We start from the raw sequence: 17,962 nt of genomic DNA, 5'->3' as shown, positions 1-17,962 counted from the left end.
ATAAACCAGCTATAGAAACAAGCAAAGAAAAGGCGACGTGTAAACCATCCACGTCGCCCTGAACTAAACCTTCAGCTAAACAAGTACTACGCCTGCTCCTTCAGCAACTTCGCCGCCGCAATCGCGAAATACGTCAGCACACCATCACCGCCAGCCCGCTTAAACGCCAGCAACGACTCCATCATCACCTTATCGTGATCCAGCCAGCCATTCGCTGCTGCAGCCTTGATCATCGCGTATTCACCGCTAACCTGGTAGGCATACGTCGGCATTCCAAACGCATTCTTCACATCGCGCAACACATCCAGATAAGGCATGCCTGGCTTCACCATGACCATATCCGCACCTTCGCGGATATCGGCGGCCACTTCGCGCAAGGCCTCGTTGCGATTAGCCGGATCCATCTGGTATGTGAATTTATTGGACTTGCCCAGGTTCGTTGCCGACCCTACGGCGTCCCGGAACGGTCCATAAAACGCGCTGGCATACTTTGCCGAGTACGCCATGATGCGTGTGTAGATATGCTGTTCAGACTCAAGCGCCTGGCGAATCGCGCCAATGCGGCCATCCATCATGTCGCTGGGCGCAACGATGTCAACGCCGGCATGCGCCTGCGTTAGCGCCTGACGCGTCAGGATTTCCACAGTAGGTTCGTTAAGCACATAGCCATCTTCGTCGATGATGCCATCCTGGCCATGGCTGGTGTAAGGGTCCAGCGCCACATCGGTCAACACGCCTAGTTCTGGAAAGCGCTTTTTAAGCTCGGCCACTACGCGTGGAATGAGGCCGTCGGGGTTGGCCGCTTCGATGCCGTCGGGTGTTTTCAGGCTTGCATCGATAACGGGAAACAGCGCAATAACGGGTATTTGCAGGGCTACGCATTCTTCCGCGACCTTCAGCAGCGTGTCGGGCGAATAACGCACGACGCCAGGCATGGACGGCACTGGCTCTTGTATGCCTTTTCCTTCCATGACAAACACGGGATAGATCAGGTCATGCGCTGTCAGTACATTTTCGCGTACCAGGCGACGTGAAAAATCGTCGCGGCGATTGCGGCGAGGACGGGCGGCAGGAAAGTCGGCGGAAAGAATAAACGATGTCATGGAACAACCTTCGGAGAGATCCAATTTTCAATTTGCGCAGAGGCGGTATCGATACCTAAGCGTTTCGTCGCGGAAAAAGGCATGGCGTTCAGTGCGCCAATGTCTGCGAGTTCTTTTTTGACCGCTGCAACAGCTTTGATGCGTTGGCCATAAGGAAATTTGTCTGCCTTGGTCAGCAGTGCCAGCACCGGAATGCGGGTAGGGGCAATCCAGTTGGCCAGGCGGCGATCCAGTTCGGTGACGCCGCGCCGGATATCAATAAGCAGCACTATGCCGGCCAGCGAGGAGCGTTGGCGCAGGTAGTCGCCGAGGACTTCAGTCCATTCTTCGCGTGCCTCGCGCCCTATTGAAGCATAACCGTAGCCAGGCAAGTCGACCAGAAATCCCAAATGGGCGCCAGGCTCGATGGGGTCGGGGATGCCGAATAGGTTGATCAGGCGTGTGCGGCCCGGTGTTTTACTGGAAAAAGCCAGCCGGCGCTGGTTGGTTAATACATTGATGGCGGACGATTTGCCACAATTGGAGCGGCCCACAAAACAGACTTCGGCCGTCGTGGGTGGCGGCAGTTGGTCAAGGCGAGCCGCAGAGACGGTGAAGGAAGCACGATGCAGAATGGACACAAGAGGTACCTAGAACGATTTAATATAAACGCTATTGTATAATCGCACGTTTGAAACAGTTGCGTCATTTTCCTTAAGGCCTGCTTTAAGTGGATTTGACATTGTCATTGTGGTGTTTATGACACCGGATCGAATAGCGATCGTCGAGGTCTTCATGAAGCGTATGCTTTCCAGAATGGTAGTTGCCAGCGGCTTGCTGCTGGGGTCTTCCGCAGTTTCCATTGCTTATGCCGCCGATATAGCGGTTGCCAAGCCCGATGCCGCCAAAGGCGAACAGCTTTACGCCAATGGCGATATGGCCAGAGGCATATTAGCCTGTGCCAGTTGTCACGGCGCAGCCGGGAACAGCACGATTCCCCTCAATCCTAATCTTGCTGCCCAGCCGCACGAGTACTTGGTCAAGCAACTGGGCGATTTCAAATCCAAAGACGGCAAGGCCCCGGCCGCACGTCGCGGAGCCGGCGGTGCTGATACGGTCATGTCGGCCTTTGCCGCACCCCTGACGCCAGAAGATATGCAAAATATTGCGTATTACCTGACGCAGCAGCCTCTGGCTGCGGAAACGGCTGGTACGGCTTCCAACGAAGCCACCATGGAACGTGGGCAGCATATCTGGCGCGGCGGTTTGCCTGACCGCAACGTGCCAGCCTGTGCGGGTTGTCACTCGCCTAACGGCGCGGGCGTCCCAGGCAGGTATCCTCGTCTGTCGGGCCAGCACCCCACATATATTGCTGAACAGCTCAAGCTTTTCCGCAGCAACGACCGCGCCAATAGCCAGGAAATGCACGACATCGCCGACCGTATGTCCGATGGCGACATCGCTGCTGTTGCTGATTACGCCGCAGGCTTGCGTTAATTCTGAATGCGGCAGTGCGGAACTTTTTCCGCACCAAGTAGTCTAAGACTGGGGAGGCTATCTTTGGCGTCCCCTTTTTTATGAAATTTGCATTGTGAAATCTTCTTCTTCCACGCGTCGTGTTGGCGCAGACGTATTCGAGCTGTTAGGCTCGATGCGGTTTGCGGTCAGCCTGCTAATGTTTATTTGCGTGGCAAGCCTGATTGGCACCGTGCTGCAGCAAAACCAGGCGGCCAATACCTATATCGATCAGTTCGGGCCTTTCTGGTTCGCCATTTTCGATAAGTTTTCCATCTGGCATATTTACAATAGCTGGTGGTTCTTGCTGATCATGGCGTTCCTGGTGGTGTCCACCTCGATATGCGTAGTGCGCAATTCTCCCAAAATGATGCGCGACGCGCGTTCATTTCGCGAGTATGTGCGCGGCAGCAGCCTGCGTTCGTTCCATCACCGCGTCGAAGCCACAAGCAATGCGGCGCCTGCCGAGAATCTGTTGCGCATTCAGCAGTGGCTGAAGTCGCAGGGGTACAAGTTCAAGGTGCGCCAGGATGGCGATAGCATGATCCTGGCCGCCAAAAAAGGTAGCGCCAATCGTCTTGGCTATATTTTTGCGCACACGGCTATTGTGGTCATTTGCGTGGGCGGTCTGCTCGATAGCGAGTTGCCCGTACGCCTGCAGGTATGGTTGGGCGGTAAAGTGCCTATTACCGATAACATGCTGATTTCCGAAGTGCCGGTTTCAGGCCGCCTTTCGCCGGCTAATCCCAGTTTCCGCGCCAATATGCTGGTGCCCGAGGGTGCCCAAAGCAGCAGTGGCATTATCAGTGTGGATAACGGCGTTCTGGTCCAGCCATTGCCCTTTAATCTGAAGCTGAACAAGTTCGTGGTGGATTACTACTCTACCGGCATGCCCAGCAGCTTTAAAAGCGAAGTCGAGGTTACCGACCCCGATACCGGCAAATCATTCAGCCAGACCATCGAGGTAAACGAGCCGCTGCGCTATAAAGGGGTCACGGTATATCAGTCCAGCTTTGACGATGGCGGCAGCAAGTTGCAACTGGTGGGCTACCCTTTGGTGGGTGCCGGCAACAAGCCCTTCGACTTTAACGGCGTGGTGGGTAAACCGACGGAAATCACCGTTAACAGCAACCAGGGGCAAATGCCGCTGGCCATTGATTTTTCCGGATTGCGCGTTATCAACGTGGAAGACCTGTCGGGCGACACGCTTCCCCAGCCGAAAGCGGTCATGGAGCACGTGGCGTCCGTAACCGGCAGCGCTGCTGGCGCCAAGAACGACCACCTCAGGAACGTCGGTCCCAGCGTCCAGTACCGAATTGTTGGCAACGACGGGCAGGCGCACGAATACACCAACTATATGCTGCCGCTGATGCTGGATGGCAGCCTGGTGTTCCTGGCAGGGGTGCGGGAAACCGCCGCTCAACCATACCGCTATATCAGGATTCCCGCCGATGCGGATAATTCCGTAGTAGAGTTCATGAATATACGTGCGGCGCTGGCCAACCCCGCGCTGTTGAACGAAGCTGCATTGCGGTTTTCGACGAAAAATGCAAATACCGAGCTGCAGCAGCCGTTGCTGCACAAGGCGGCTGTAGGTGCACTGGAAACCTTCTATAAGGCTGGGTTCAACGGCATTATAGAAAAGGTGCCAGAAAAAGACCGTGAAAAGGTTCTGGGCTTTGCTGTTCCCATGATCCAGTTGTCCCTGATGGAATTGCGCGACATTCTGCGCGAGCAGGCCGGCAAGCCGCCGCTCGATCACACAGGTCAAGCGGGGCAGGATGCCGATGCATGGGTGCAAATGACCTTGCTGGCGCTGGCCAACCTGCCGGACTATCCGGCGCCAGTATTCATGACGCTGAAAGGTTTCGAGCAAATCGAAGCCAGTGTGTTCCAGGTGGCGCGCAGTCCGGGCAAGAATACGGTTTACCTAGGCTGTCTGTTTTTGGTCATAGGCGTGTTTTCCATGTTCTACATCCGCGATCGCCGGATTTGGGTATGGATCAAACCCCAAGGCCAGGGCAGCGAAATGCTGGCGGCCATGACATCGCAACGGCGTACACTTGATTTCAATCATGAGTTCGACCGCTTCAAAGAGGCCTTCAAACGCCTCTCTACGTAACGAGGTTTCACCTAATGTCCGAGTCCACCATCAAATCGAATATGCCGATGTGGCAAGAATCCATGGCCGCCAGCGGCGATTCGCGCGGCCAACGGGGCAAACCCGACTGGAGCGACATTGTATTTTTCCTGTTGTTGGCAGTAGGGGCCGCCTATGTTTTGACGGCCTACAGTCAAAGCATGGACTACTACGAAAAGTTGATCCTCTGTGGAGCCGTGGTTGGACTCAGCTGGATGGCATGGCTATGGCGGCCTTTACGCACCCTGATGGTCATTAGCGGGCTGACCGCCGTGTTTGCCATATGGCTATATAGCAATGGCGGCGGCTTGGCCCAAGGCGATATCACTCGCGCCGAAAGCGTCTTTTTCTTGAAGTATCTATTTTCTTCCCAGTCGGCGATTTTGTGGATGTGTGCGCTGTTCGTGCTGGGCATGATTTGCTACTGGATAGGCATCTTCAGCAAGACAGCTGCGTGGCTGGGCACTGTCCTGACCTGGGGCGCGGTCTATGCAGGCGTGACCGGCTTGCTGGTGCGCTGGCGCGAAGGCCACTTGCTAGGCCCTGATATCGGCCACATTCCAGTCAGCAACCTGTACGAAGTCTTTGTGCTGTTCGCACTGATAACCGCCCTGTTTTATCTGTACTACGAACGCCGTTATGCGACGCGGGCGCTGGGCGGTTTTGTACTCATGGTCATCAGTTCGGCAGTCGTCTTTTTGCTTTGGTATTCATTTACCCGCGATGCATTCCAGATACAGCCCTTGGTGCCGGCGCTTAAAAGTTGGTGGATGAAGCTGCACGTGCCGGCCAATTTCATTGGTTATGGCACCTTTTCCCTGGCTGCCATGGTGGGGTTTGCCTATTTGATCAAAGAGCATGGTCAAACCAAGTCCTGGGGCAAACTGGTGCCGGTATTCTTGCTGGGGGCCATTCTATGCGCCGAACCCATGATGTTCAGTTCCAGCGAACTGTCCGCCACATGGATGCTCTATTTCGGCATTGGGGCACTGATTGTCGGCGCCATCCTGGCACTGCGCGGGCCAATTTCGCGCAAGCTGCCGCCGCTGGAAATCCTGGACGACATCATGTACAGGGCGATCGCGGTTGGCTTTGCCTTCTTTACTGTCGCCACGATTTTGGGCGCCTTATGGGCCGCCGATGCCTGGGGGACATACTGGCAATGGGATCCTAAGGAAACCTGGGCGTTGATCGTATGGCTAAACTACGCCGCCTGGCTGCATATGCGCTTGATGAAGGGCTTGCGCGGCACGATGGCCGCCTACTGGGCCTTGGCCGGTCTGCTGATCACCAGCTTCGCTTTCCTTGGCGTGAATATGTTCTTGTCCGGTCTGCATTCTTACGGCGAACTGTAACCATTCTCCTGCTTACACTTGTTACGTCTATTCGCTATAGTGCGGTCAATTCCTAGGGTTGATCGCACTTTTATTTTCCTTTTCATGGAAAATCACAGTAAAATTGATAACTTACTGCTGTAAAAAATAGTTTCGAGACATTTCTGTGCGCTTTGACAGAATGTGGTCAGTTTCTATTTGTGTGTCTATTTTGCGAATTCCGGGGGGCGTGCATCGGGGCCTTTACTGGGGCGCCACGTGCCAAGACGCGCTTGTTTTTTCTTGTGATCAGGGAAAATATCTTCTTAAATAATGATGCCCATAATAAAAGAAGGCCCGAGAATTGAAGCTCGGGCAAACGTCCTAGCCAATAAGGCCCTTACAGCACAGTTGCGCATATTGCAGGCGTTTTTGCCGCTGGAAGGTTGGCTGGTCGGTCGTCGCGAGGGTGAGTTCTGTTCCCCCATTGCCACCACCGGTCTTTTAAAAGGGGCATCCCCAGAAGGTCTTGCTTCGCTGCTGACCGGTCAGTGGGAAGGAACAGCGCTGAACAATGGTTTTCAGTACAGGCGCGTTAGCGATTACGAACAAAAAGCCTTGGTCTTAAAGCCTGCCGCTGACATTAACCGCGATTATTATTTGATCAGGGCTGATTTACATAGCTCTGAAGCCGTTGGCAGCGGATATGCGATTGGCCTGGCATTCGAATTGCCACTTAGTTTGCCATGGCGTGCCGATGAAGTTAATTCTTGCATGTCTTCCCTTGGGCTTACCCTGGCCTTGCATGCCGAACTCGATGTTGCAGAACGACTAATGGTTGAATTGCAGCGTGACGCCTTTCTTGACCCGCTTACCGGTACCCTGAATCGTGCTGGCTGGATCAACCGGTTGGCGCACTTTGACGCCATGTTGGGAGAAGATAGCAACGATGCGGCCATTGTGATGCTTGATTTGGACTACCTGAAAATCGTCAACGATACTCAGGGCCATTCGGCAGGCGACGATCTTATCCGTCTGACGGCGCAAACTATCTCGGCCGTATTGCGCAGCACAGATGCCGTAGGGCGTCTGGGAGGCGATGAATTCGGGGTGGTGGCCCAATATGCTACCCCCGTCATTGCAACCGCTCTGGTGGCGCGCCTCAGGGATGCGCTGGATGCCGTCGGTATAAAGATATCTATGGGTATGGCGCTCAAGTCCGAGGGCGGGACTTTGAAAAAAACCATGCACTTGGCCGACGAGCGCATGTATGAAGAGAAGCGTACTAAACCTATCCCGAGCCGGGTTTTGCCGCTGATGGCCGCAGGATAGCGGTTTGCGTTAAAACCAATTAGCCGGTGTCTGCCGACGCGGTTGGTGCCTATTGTCTTCATCACGATTTTCCGCCGTGATTTCCCGTATGAATTCCAGGACATCCTCGTCGTCGATCAGGTCGGCCAGCGTGTTTGCGTTCAGAATTTCAGCAGGTGACTTGGCTTTCGAGATGACAAAGCCTTGTACATAATCAACCCCCATTTCTTGCAGGGCTCGCAGCGTAGCGCAGTCTTCAGCCCACTCGGCAATACTCTTCATGCCCAAATTGCGGGCAAGCTCGACAATTGTGCGGATGATGGCGGTATTGGTTTCATTGGCCATCATGTCTTTAATCAGGGCGCCGTCGATCTTGATCGCATCGGCCGGCAGTTCCTTGATATACGAGAACGACGTGTAGCCAGCCCCGAAGTCGTCCAAGGCAATGAATGCCCCCATTTTTTGCAACCGGCGCATGAATATGCGGGTGCGGTTGAGGTCTTGTAACGCTACGCCTTCGGTGATTTCAACGCAAAGGCGGTTTGCCAGATGCTCGTAACGGGCCAGTATGGCAAAGAAGGCATCGATGAATTTATCGTCGTTAAGGGATACGCCGCTAAGATTAATGCTGACGAGTTCGGTTTTTCCGAGGCGGTGTTCATGTTTGTCCAACCACTCAAGGGTGGCCGAGAACACCCATTTGTCGATAATGGTGATGGTGCCGCTTTCTTCGGCCGCCGCAATGATTTTTCCGGAAGGAGCCAGAACCCCGGCCGAGTTACGTACACGCAGCAACACTTCAAAGTTAAGTGTTTGCAGCGGGTTCTTCATCGACATGATGGGCTGCATTTCCAGATAAAGCCCGCGCGGAGAATCGCCGCCCTCCAGTTCGTCGAACAACCTGAGCTCTTCGGTGTGCTCCTGCAACTCGTTGGAATCTTGTTCGTAGACGACGATGTCCTGATGCTGCTTGCGCGCCTCGCGGCAGGCGCGGCTGGCGGCGGAGATCATCTCTTTGGGATCCATGTTGTTGGTGACTTCGATGATCCCGATGGCGCTTTTGATCTGGAATGCTCGCCCGCCCACATATAAGGCCGTCGAATTCAGGTCGCTGACGACTTTGGTGGCGGCTTCGCGGGCTTGTGTAATGGTGGTGTTGGGGAAAAGGATGATGAACTCATCACCGCCAATGCGACCTACATGTTCGTCATTGACCAGCGCGGACTTGATGCGTTGGCATACCTGCTGCAGAACTTCGTCGCCCGACATGTGCCCAAACAGGCTGTTAATGCGTTTGTAATGGTCCAGGTTGACATAGGCCAGGGCGCAGGGCTCTCCGGATGCAAGGCGCTGAACAGAGGCGTCCAGGGCCTTCTCGATGCCGCGCCGGTTCAGTACATCGGTAAGCGGATCGTTATCCGCCATGCGGCGTAGCTGATTGATGGTTTCGGTGCGGGCGGTGATGTCTTGCAGCGACCCTTCTACATGGCCGCTGGCCAGGGCAACCCTGACTACGAAGTGCTGTGGCAGTCCTGGCTTGACGGCGCTTGGCAAGAGGCCGATTTCGACTTCTTCGCCCGCCTTGGTTTTTTCAGCAAGGGCGGCCCAGTCCTGGGAACTGAAATAATCCGTCCAGCGGACGGTTTTTGCTTCCAGTGAAAAGCCCAGCATTTGCTCAAGCACTGGATTGATACGTTCGAAGACGCCGTCGGAATTAAGAGTGAACATGCCGATGGGCGTGATGGCGTAACTACTGACCAGTTCGGTCTGGGCGCGAACCCGTTCCTTGCGGTCTTCGCGCATACGTTCCGCGACGGCCAGGGCAACCATGACATTGGATAACAACAAGGCGATGACACCGTTGAAGGTGTCGATAAAGTCGGTGCGCCCGAAAACGATCAGAAAAGTGCCTGACAGCATGACACATAGCGACATGCTGAGCGTGACGATATGCCATAACCAGATGCGCGAGCGGGTGCGGTACACGGATCGCGACAGCAAAAGAATAGCGACGAGTACGCCAAACCCGCAAGTTGCCCACATGAGTGGCTGGAATGACGAATAAGGCAGCAAAAAGGCGCCGGCCAGCAAGGCCAGGCCGGCCCACTGGGCGGCGCTCAAGAGGCGCGGAAAGTACATCTGGCGGCCACCGCCGAAAAGTTGCGTCAGCAGCGTATAGGTAAGCAAGTAATAAGCGGCGACGGTGACTTGGCGGATAAGCGGCATCCAGCTTGGCGGGATGTCCTGGCCCAGCCACTGGCTGTCCCAGCCCAACGCGAACGCGCCCAGCCGCAAATTGCCGATCAGCCACGCGGCCAGCAACAGGTAGATCCATTCCCGATTGGTGATGGCAATAATAAGCACGAACAACGAGATGGTAAGCAGCCCGCCTTCCAGCAAGCCAATGCCGCGGTCAAACCGGCTGCCTGCATCACGCAAGTCGGCCATGCGCCAGAGTTCGACCGATAGCGTAGTACTTTCAATGAACGTGATATGGCACAACAGCGAGGCTGAACCCGACAATTGGCCAAGTGTAATGGCGAACCCCATTTTATGAAGCAGCAGGGAACCGCTGGACTGAGTACGATCGGCGCTGCCCAGCGGGCTTAACGTGTTCGCGTTCCAGCATGTCAGGGTCTGTGTCAGGCGAGAGGGGATGTCCAGAGCGGCGCTATCGAGTTCGGACGAAGCAGGCAGGTCGACCAAAAACCAACTGGGCGACGTCGCCGGCGCTGCGGCGGTAGCCGTTGTCGTTTTCAGGGCGGCAAGCGCTGTGTCTGGAGTATATGGCGTTTGGGATTCGGACAGCAGGCGGACCGGAATACGCTGGCCATGCGTCAGTGGATAATGGCTGTCGAGCGCATAAAGCGTCAGCACAGAGAGCAATACGAGTGCCGCGGGAACGACGTATAGTGAAAAAGAATGAACCAGCCTATTCGCTGCCGATGAGAGCTTTTTGAGGAGGGCCGGGCGTTGCATGTTTGAAGCCGTCATGTTCTTTTTCTAAAGGCCTTTGCTCCGTTAGCTTCGATCCAGGATATCTGCTGAACATGATAATGAATGCTTAGGGTCATCCGGGGAGCCTCGTGATAAAAAGCACATATTGATCTGGATACCCAGCGTTACCATCGAGGCAGAAATGATTTGTCTTTTGAATGCTAACAGTTAACGGCAAATTTGACGGTTTCTTTAGTGTGCGCCCGGCCTCTCAGTGGTCAGTTCAGTACTTTTTCTGTAGCAAATAAGTCTTCCATTTTTTCGCGTGGCCGTATTACATGGGCTTGCGTGCCATCTACCATGATTTCCGCCGCACGAGGCCGGGTGTTGTACTGGCTGGCCATGGTGAAAGCATAGGCGCCCGCCGACATGATGGCGATCAGGTCGCCCTGTTCCAGATTCAGTTCCCGATCACGGGCGAGCCAATCTCCGCTTTCGCAAATAGGCCCTACGATGTCGTAAGACTGAGCCACGTTGGTATTGTCGCGCGGCGTCACGGCTTCCACACTATGCCATGCGCCGTACAACGTTGGGCGTAGCAAGTCATTCATGGCTGCATCGACGATGGCAAAGTTTTTGGCTTCGCTGTGCTTCAGGTATTCGACCTTGGTCAGTAGTACGCCGGCGTTGCCCACCAGCGAGCGGCCCGGTTCGAGCACCAATTGCAAATGCGATAGACCTTGCGCGTCTAGCACCTGGAAAACCTTGTCGAGCAAGGCGCTTGGAGACAGCAGCGTTTCGTCGGTATAGCGGATGCCGATGCCCCCGCCCAGGTCCAGATGCTGAAGGTCGATGCCCAGTCCGGCAAGCGTCTTGATGAGCGCTATTAGCTTATCCAGCGCGTCCAGGTAGGGTGCGGACTCGGTAATCTGCGAGCCAATGTGGCAGTCGACCCCAACCACCTTCAGGCTGGGCAAGGTCGCTGCACGCTGGTAGACCGCGACTGCTGATTCGATGGCGATACCGAATTTGTTTTCTTTCAGGCCTGTGGAAATATAGGGATGGGTCTGGGCGTCGACATCGGGATTGACGCGCAATGAGACCGGTGCCACCATGCCTAATCGGTCGGCCACTTGGGCCAGGCGCAGAAGTTCGGCTTCGGATTCCACATTGAAGCATTTGACGCCCGCCTTCAGGGCTGCCTGCATTTCCCATTCTTGCTTGCCTACGCCGGAAAATACGATGCGAGAGGCGTCGCCTCCCACTGCCAGCACCCGGGCCAATTCGCCACCGGAAACAATGTCGAAGCCTGAGCCCAGCTTCTTGAATTCGTTCAGGACAGCAAGGTTGGAGTTGGCTTTCATGCCAAAACAGACCAGGACATTGCGCCCTTGAGCGGCGACGCGATAGGCCTCCCAGGCGTCGTGCAGTGCCTGGCGGGAATAAACATAGAGCGGCGTACCGAATTCGCTGGCCAGGTCGGCAAGGGAAGTGTCTTCGGCGTGCAGGACGCCGTCGCGGAATTGAAAGTGATGGGCAACTGTCATATTTGGCAGAAAATTTGTCAAAAGTCGTTGAAAGGCGGGTATACGCCTATTTGGTTTGCACGGGGCTGGTTGTAGCGGGTTGCCCGGATTGGTCTGACGTTTCCGCAGGCAGGTTTGCCGGCTCTGGCGGGGTGGTCAATTCAACGTCAGGGGCGGGGGGCGGGGGCATATACAGCGGCCCTTTATAGCCGCAAGCCAGTAACGTTGATAGCAGCGCGAAGCTGGCTACAATGCGACAGACAGTGCGGGCAGGTGTCGAGGTGCGGGGCGCTTGCATGATAAACCTCCAAATGCGGACAAGTTGCGATTATGAACGAAACAGAATTTCTTGCGCGTAGCCAAGCCATACTGGACAGTCTCGAGAGCCAATCCGATGATTGGGTGTCGTTATATGACCTGGATATTGAGGCGACCCGTAGCGGCAACGTGTTGACACTGGTCTTCGATGACTCGATCCACGTCGTCGTCAACAGCCAAGCCCCTTTGCAGGAAATGTGGGTGGCAGCTCCCAGCGGCGGTTTCCATTATCGTTTTGACGGCCGAAGCTGGAATAATACGCGAGGTGGCCCCGACTTGTCCGAGGCCTTATCGCAAATATTTTCCGAAGCGACTGGGCGGCCGATTCGGGTCATGGTTTAAAAGGGAACGATGGGCGGCTCTTCGCGGCGGGGTTTCGTGCTGCCGCCGGTCAGTTCGTTCAGCAAGTTGCCAATGCCGTCCATGCCATCCCTGAGCGTGTCGGCCGGCTTGGGCAAGCCAACGCGGGCTACGGCTTGTCCGGGAGGGAATTCCGAGAAGTAGTAGTCGCCATTGATTTTACTGAGCCCGGCAGGCATGGCTCCCGGCGGAGTTTCAGGCTTGCCCTTCAGGGCGTAGCGCATGTAGTCCAGCCAAATCGGCAGCGAGGCGCCGCCGCCGGTTTCGCTGGACCCCAGCGACCGGGGCTGGTCGTAGCCCATCCAGACGACGCCCACCAGGTTGGGTGTGAAGCCGGCGAACCAGGCATCATGCGAGTCGTTGGTTGTGCCGGTTTTACCGCCGATGTCGTTGCGCTTGAGTTCGCGATGGACACGGGCGCCAGTGCCCGATGTAGCCACCCCGCGCATCATGTCATTCATGACATATACCGTGCGTGGATCGACAGCGCGTGCTGCCGCGTCGCCGGCGATGGTAGGCTTGGACTGCATGATGACTTTGCCGGCGCTGTCGGTGACGTGATCGATAATATAAGGCGGCACCCGGTACCCGCCGTTGGCAAACACCGAATAGGCGCCAGCCAATTGCAATGGGGTGACGCTTCCCGCCCCCAGGGCCAGCGGCAACACGGCAGGCTGGCGTTCACGGTCAAACCCGAAGCGAGTCAGGTAGTCTTGCACGTACTTGGGGCCTACGGCCTGCATGATACGTATCGACACCATATTCTTGGACTTGTACAAACCTTGGCGCATGGTCAGCATGGGTTCGTAGGTGCGCCCGTAATTCTTGGGCGACCAGGCTTTTGAACCTGTTTGCGCTGCTGTCAGTGTGAAGGGTTCGTCGGAAATCTGTGTGGCAGGGGTCAAGCCGCGTTCGAGCGAGGATGCATAAATAAACGGTTTGAAGGCCGAACCGGGTTGGCGCCATGCCTGGGTTACGCGATTGAATTTGCCCCCTTCGAAATCGAAGCCGCCCACCATCGACTGGATGGCGCCATCTTGTGGTCGCACGGCGACAAACGCAGCTTGCACGCTTGGCATGTTAATGACTTCCCAGTAATCGCCATTTTTATGCAGATAGACTACGGAACCGCGTTGAATGCGCACCTTATCTTTCGCATTTTTTACCAGACCGCGGGCCACCACGCGCAAAGCACGTTTGTCGGTGACATCGATAATTTCCTGGGATGTGCGGGCCACGGTAATTTTCGTGGGACTGGCCTCAAGCACAACGCCGGTTAATACATCGTCGCTATCCGTGTATTTTTCCTGCAGTTCATCAAGAATGGCATCGAGCCGGGCCGGATCGTTTTCGATATCTTTGGGCAAGTCGATATTGGTTTCCGGGCCGGGATACACGGAACGACGGGTGTAATCGAGGATTCCCTCGCGCACCGCATCGTAGGCCTTTTCCTGAGCCTGGGAGTTGACTGTGGTGTAGATGTTGAAACCACGCGAATAAATATTGTCTTGATACACCCCGTACAGAAGCTGTCGGGCCAGTTCGGCGACATATTCGCCATGGATGGCATAGCCGCCTGCGGGTGTTCCCGGTGCCGACTTGATGACAATGGGTTCGTTGACGGCACGCTGGTATTCGTCTTCGGTCAGGTAGCCCAAGTTTTTCATGCGGGCTAATACATAGCCTTGTCGCGACTTGGCGCGCTCGAAATTGGCGATGGGGTTAAAGCGCGATGGCGCTTTGGGGATGCCAGCCAGCATGGCGGCTTCGGCGGGTGAGACCTCACCCAAGGGCTTGCCGAAGTAGGTGCGCGAGGCGGCGGCAAAACCATAGGCGCGATGGCCCAGATAAATTTGGTTCATGTACAGATCGAGGATCTGATCTTTGGTCAGTGTGGCTTCGATCTTGAACGTCAGCAGCAATTCGTAGAATTTGCGGGTGTAGGTTTTTTCTGACGACAGATAAAAATTGCGCGCGACCTGCATCGTAATGGTGCTGGCGCCCTGTGTCTTGGACATGTGAGTCAGGTTGGCCAGCGTGGCGCGCGCCACACCGGACCAATCGATTCCGCCATGCTGATAAAAGCGATCGTCTTCGGCTGATAAAATCGCCGATTTCATGACATCGGGAATTTCGTTGAAGCGCAGCACGTTGCGGCGTTCTTCGCCAAACTCGCCAATAAGCACCTTATCGGCCGTATAGATGCGCAAGGGCACCCGTGGGCGATAATCGATCATGGCGCTCAGATCGGGTAAATTAGGCCAGGCTAGCGCAAGTGCCAGCGAACCGAGCAGCACGCCGCATAGTCCGAGGCCAGCAACAAACATGGCTGACTTCAGGATAAAGCGGCCAACCCAGGAATGGGATGCGTCGGCGTTGTCTTTTGGGGAATTGGTAGAAGAACTCATTACGGGCGATTTTAAGTCTAACCGTGGTCAGACTATGATTTACGCATCAGGTTTATGTAACCGAAGAATGCAGTGTAGCGGCGTGTGGTCGGATTGCAAGTGGGATAATACACAAATGAATAATTCTTTACCTATGGACTGCGCGGGCGCGGACCTTAACGAAGCAGGGGGGCCGGAAGACCCTGCCGTGGCGCCGTTGCCCTATGACCAACCTTTGTTCCTGGTCGGAATGATGGGGGCGGGAAAAACTACGATAGGCCGTAGCTTGGCTCGTATTCTGAACCGCGAATTTGTCGATCTGGATCACGAACTGGAAGCGCGCTGCGGTGTACGGGTGTCGTTAATTTTCGACATCGAGGGCGAAGAAGGCTTCCGAAAACGTGAGACCACGTTATTGGAAGAATGTTCCCGCCGACGGGGTATTGTACTGGCTACGGGCGGTGGGGCCATTCTTGCCCCCGAAAATCGTACTTATTTGAAAGAACGTGGTGTCGTGGTGTATTTGCGAGCCAGCGCGGACGAGTTGTTTCGCCGGGTAGCCCGCGACCGCAACCGCCCGCTGTTGCAGACTGCAGATCCCAAGTCGCGCATCCGTTCTCTGCTTGAAGAGCGCGAACCCCTATACGAAGAAGTGGCCAGCCTCACCTTCGAAACCGGCTCTATGCCGGTGGCTCAAGTGGTTAGATCCTTGATTCCCTTGCTACACCAACATGAGGTTAATTCATGAGTACGGTACAGGTTGATACACCGGGCGGTTCCTATCCCATCCATATCGGGGCCGGCAGGCTGGACCTGCTGGCGCAAAGCATCCCTGATGACGCAACGGCCATCGCGCTGGTCAGCAACCCCACGGTGGATGCGCTTTATGGGCAACGCGTGCGTGCTGCCCTGGAGGCGACGGGAAAACGCCTGATATTCATCGAATTGCCTGATGGCGAAGCCCATAAAAATTGGGAAACCCTGAATTTGATTTTCGACGGTTTGTTACAAAATCGTCTGGATCGCAAGGCGGTTCTGGTCGCTTTGGGGGGCGGAGTGATCGGCGATATGGGTGGTTTCGCCGCTGCCAGCTACATGCGAGGCATTCGTTTTGTGCAAGTCCCCACCACGCTGCTTTCTCAGGTCGACTCATCTGTAGGCGGTAAAACGGGCATTAATCATCCGCTGGGCAAGAACATGGTCGGCGCGTTTTATCAGCCCATTGCCGTCGAAATCGATACCGATGTGTTGAAAACCTTGCCTGCGCGTGAAATTTCGGCCGGGCTGGCCGAGGTGATTAAGTATGGCCTGATCATCGACGCAGACTTTTTCGTATGGTGCGAGCAGAACGTTGACGCGTTGCGCACGCTGGAGCCGCAGGCAATTACTTATGCGATCCAGCGTTCGTGCGAACTTAAAGCGTATGTCGTGTCGCAAGACGAGCGTGAATCCGGCCTGCGCGCCATTCTTAATTTTGGCCATACGTTCGGCCATGCCATTGAGGCTGGCTTGGGCTATGGCGCATGGCTGCATGGCGAAGCAGTGGGCTGCGGGATGGTGCAGGCAGCCGAGCTTTCTGCACTGACCATGGGCTTGACGTCAGCCAGCGTGGAGCGCGTGAGGGCATTGACACAAGCCATAGGCTGTCCAGTGCAACCGCCAGACCTCGGGGTTGATCGTTGGATCGAGCTGATGCAGGTCGACAAGAAAACCGAAGGCGGGAAATTGCGTTTCGTGCTCTTGCCTGAAATCGGGCAGGCGCGGTTCGAGGCCGCAGAGCCGGACGCCCTGCGGCACGTGCTGGAAAAGACCACCATAGTGCAAGTGTAAGCGGCTGCCATGACGATACTTGCGCCCTATGCTTGCCATCCCGAACATACGCGTGGCCGCCGGCATGCGGAAGCGCCGCCAACGGGGCGCAGTCAGTTCCAGCGGGATCGGGACCGCATTATCCATTGCAACGCCTTTCGATTGCTTGAATACAAAACACAGGTATTTATCAATCACGAGGGCGATCTTTTCCGTACTCGCCTGACGCACAGCATCGAGGTCGCCCAGATTGCCCGGACATTAGCCCGGAACCTGGGTTTGCACGAGGATCTGACCGAGGCGATTTCCTTGGCGCACGACCTGGGGCACACGCCGTTCGGGCACGCGGGCCAGGATGAGTTGAATGCTTGCATGCGCGAGCTGGCCCCCGAGGCCGGCGGTTTTGAACACAACTTGCAGAGCTTGCGGGTGGTCGACGAGCTTGAAGAGCGCTATGCGGCATTCAATGGTTTGAACCTGTGCTTTGAAACCCGCGAGGGCATACTGAAGCATTGTTCGATCAAACATGCCCGTTTATTAGGCGATGTGGGCGAACGTTTCCTGGCCCGGACGCAGCCTTCGCTAGAGGCGCAAATTGCCAATCTGGCGGATGAAATTGCCTATAACAATCACGATATTGACGATGGCCTGCGGTCTGGCCTGATTTCAATCGAGCAATTGTTATCGCTGGAAATCTTCGCGACGCATCATGCGCAGGTGAAAAAGAAATATCCCGATATCGAAAAGCGTCGCCTGATCGCCGAGATTATCCGGGCGATGATCAACACGTTGGTTGTGGATCTGACGCAAACGACGCTGGACAACATTCGGGAGCATGGCCCGGACAGTGCGGATGCTGTCAGGGCAGGGCCAGCTTTAGCGGCATTTTCGACGTCGATGCGGCGCCAGGCCAATGAGCTGAAAAGTTTCCTGATGGAGAATCTGTACCGGCATTATCGTGTGATGCGGATGACGACGAAGGCGCGCACGATTGTGCGGGAGTTGTTTGTGGCCTTGTTAAATGATCCGAGATTGCTGGCGATCGAGCACAGGCGGGATGATCCGCTGGCGCAGGCTCGGTCGATTGCTGACTATATCGCAGGGATGACGGACCGTTATGCGATCCGGGAGCATAGGCAGTTATTTTTGATGGATACGGGGGAGTAAAGAGGGGGCTTTTTGCCTGTTCGTATTCCTGTGTCTACGTGTGTATAGACGTTGTTGTTGCGTTTTCTTGCTTGATTTTTTGAGCACGTCGTTGCTG

General features: G+C 55.5%; 14 protein-coding genes. 8 read left to right on the top strand and 6 right to left on the bottom strand.

Translation table 11 applies throughout. The features are described 5' to 3' along the window. Positions 1-86 precede the first annotated feature (86 nt). On the bottom strand, positions 87-1,103 hold the full coding sequence (gene hemB, locus ABWO67_RS12995) for a porphobilinogen synthase (RefSeq protein WP_353152138.1): 1,017 nt from the start codon (positions 1,101-1,103) through the stop codon (positions 87-89). Beyond that, the gene (gene yihA / locus ABWO67_RS12990) at positions 1,100-1,723 is read right to left on the bottom strand and encodes a ribosome biogenesis GTP-binding protein YihA/YsxC (protein WP_353152137.1); all 624 of its coding nucleotides are present in this window, start codon (positions 1,721-1,723) and stop codon (positions 1,100-1,102) included. Before yihA ends, hemB begins: the two co-directional genes overlap by 4 nt. Before the next feature lie 154 nt (positions 1,724-1,877). On the opposite strand from yihA, the gene ABWO67_RS12985 reads away from it, so the two are divergent. The 4 genes from ABWO67_RS12985 to ABWO67_RS12970 all read left to right on the top strand — a co-directional run bounded on the left by ABWO67_RS12985 (position 1,878) and on the right by ABWO67_RS12970 (position 7,382). Further along, on the top strand, positions 1,878-2,579 hold the full coding sequence (locus ABWO67_RS12985) for a c-type cytochrome (RefSeq protein ID WP_353152142.1): 702 nt from the start codon (positions 1,878-1,880) through the stop codon (positions 2,577-2,579). Positions 2,580-2,733: 154 nt separating this feature from the next. Then, the gene (locus ABWO67_RS12980) at positions 2,734-4,719 is read left to right on the top strand and encodes a cytochrome c biogenesis protein ResB (RefSeq protein ID WP_353152140.1); all 1,986 of its coding nucleotides are present in this window, start codon (positions 2,734-2,736) and stop codon (positions 4,717-4,719) included. 14 nt (positions 4,720-4,733) lie between these two features. Further along, entirely contained in the window at positions 4,734-6,092 is a 1,359-nt protein-coding gene (gene ccsB / locus ABWO67_RS12975; protein ID WP_353152136.1) for a c-type cytochrome biogenesis protein CcsB, read from the top strand. A gap of 369 nt (positions 6,093-6,461) precedes the next feature. Continuing rightward, a complete protein-coding gene (locus tag ABWO67_RS12970) occupies positions 6,462-7,382 on the top strand; it encodes a GGDEF domain-containing protein (RefSeq protein ID WP_353152135.1) in 921 nt (306 codons plus the stop codon). Positions 7,383-7,391: 9 nt separating this feature from the next. Here ABWO67_RS12970 and ABWO67_RS12965 read toward each other — a convergent pair whose 3' ends face one another. The 3 genes from ABWO67_RS12965 to lptM form a co-directional block, all read right to left on the bottom strand. Continuing rightward, entirely contained in the window at positions 7,392-10,355 is a 2,964-nt protein-coding gene (locus ABWO67_RS12965; RefSeq protein WP_353152134.1) for a putative bifunctional diguanylate cyclase/phosphodiesterase, read from the bottom strand. Between the two features lie 221 nt (positions 10,356-10,576). After that, complete coding sequence (gene lysA, locus ABWO67_RS12960) at positions 10,577-11,845, bottom strand: diaminopimelate decarboxylase (RefSeq protein WP_353152133.1); 1,269 nt, start codon at positions 11,843-11,845, stop codon at positions 10,577-10,579. 46 nt (positions 11,846-11,891) lie between these two features. Then, the gene (gene lptM, locus ABWO67_RS12955; RefSeq protein ID WP_353152132.1) at positions 11,892-12,122 is read right to left on the bottom strand and encodes an LPS translocon maturation chaperone LptM; all 231 of its coding nucleotides are present in this window, start codon (positions 12,120-12,122) and stop codon (positions 11,892-11,894) included. 32 nt (positions 12,123-12,154) lie between these two features. Here lptM and cyaY point away from each other — a divergent pair, with 32 nt between their 5' ends. Beyond that, the gene (gene cyaY, locus ABWO67_RS12950) at positions 12,155-12,484 is read left to right on the top strand and encodes an iron donor protein CyaY (protein ID WP_353152131.1); all 330 of its coding nucleotides are present in this window, start codon (positions 12,155-12,157) and stop codon (positions 12,482-12,484) included. On the opposite strand, the gene ABWO67_RS12945 is transcribed toward cyaY, so the two are convergent. Continuing rightward, positions 12,481-14,910: a penicillin-binding protein 1A gene (locus ABWO67_RS12945; RefSeq protein ID WP_353152130.1), complete on the bottom strand. Its 2,430-nt coding sequence runs from the start codon at positions 14,908-14,910 to the stop codon at positions 12,481-12,483. The genes cyaY and ABWO67_RS12945 overlap by 4 nt on opposite strands. A gap of 115 nt (positions 14,911-15,025) precedes the next feature. Here ABWO67_RS12945 and ABWO67_RS12940 point away from each other — a divergent pair, with 115 nt between their 5' ends. From ABWO67_RS12940 to ABWO67_RS12930, 3 genes are read left to right on the top strand one after another with little or no spacing between them, the layout of a single operon-like run. Then, positions 15,026-15,637, top strand: coding sequence for a shikimate kinase (locus ABWO67_RS12940; RefSeq protein ID WP_502930014.1), 612 nt, complete (start codon positions 15,026-15,028; stop codon positions 15,635-15,637). Further along, entirely contained in the window at positions 15,634-16,719 is a 1,086-nt protein-coding gene (gene aroB, locus ABWO67_RS12935; protein WP_353152129.1) for a 3-dehydroquinate synthase, read from the top strand. The genes ABWO67_RS12940 and aroB overlap by 4 nt, the downstream gene beginning before the upstream one ends. Before the next feature lie 9 nt (positions 16,720-16,728). Beyond that, complete coding sequence (locus tag ABWO67_RS12930) at positions 16,729-17,865, top strand: deoxyguanosinetriphosphate triphosphohydrolase (RefSeq protein ID WP_353152128.1); 1,137 nt, start codon at positions 16,729-16,731, stop codon at positions 17,863-17,865. Positions 17,866-17,962: the final 97 nt, after the last annotated feature.

It is taken from the genome of Pollutimonas bauzanensis (assembly GCF_040393045.1).
Taxonomy (GTDB): domain Bacteria; phylum Pseudomonadota; class Gammaproteobacteria; order Burkholderiales; family Burkholderiaceae_B; genus Pollutimonas; species Pollutimonas bauzanensis_A.
This window is presented reverse-complemented; position numbering and strand designations above follow the sequence as displayed.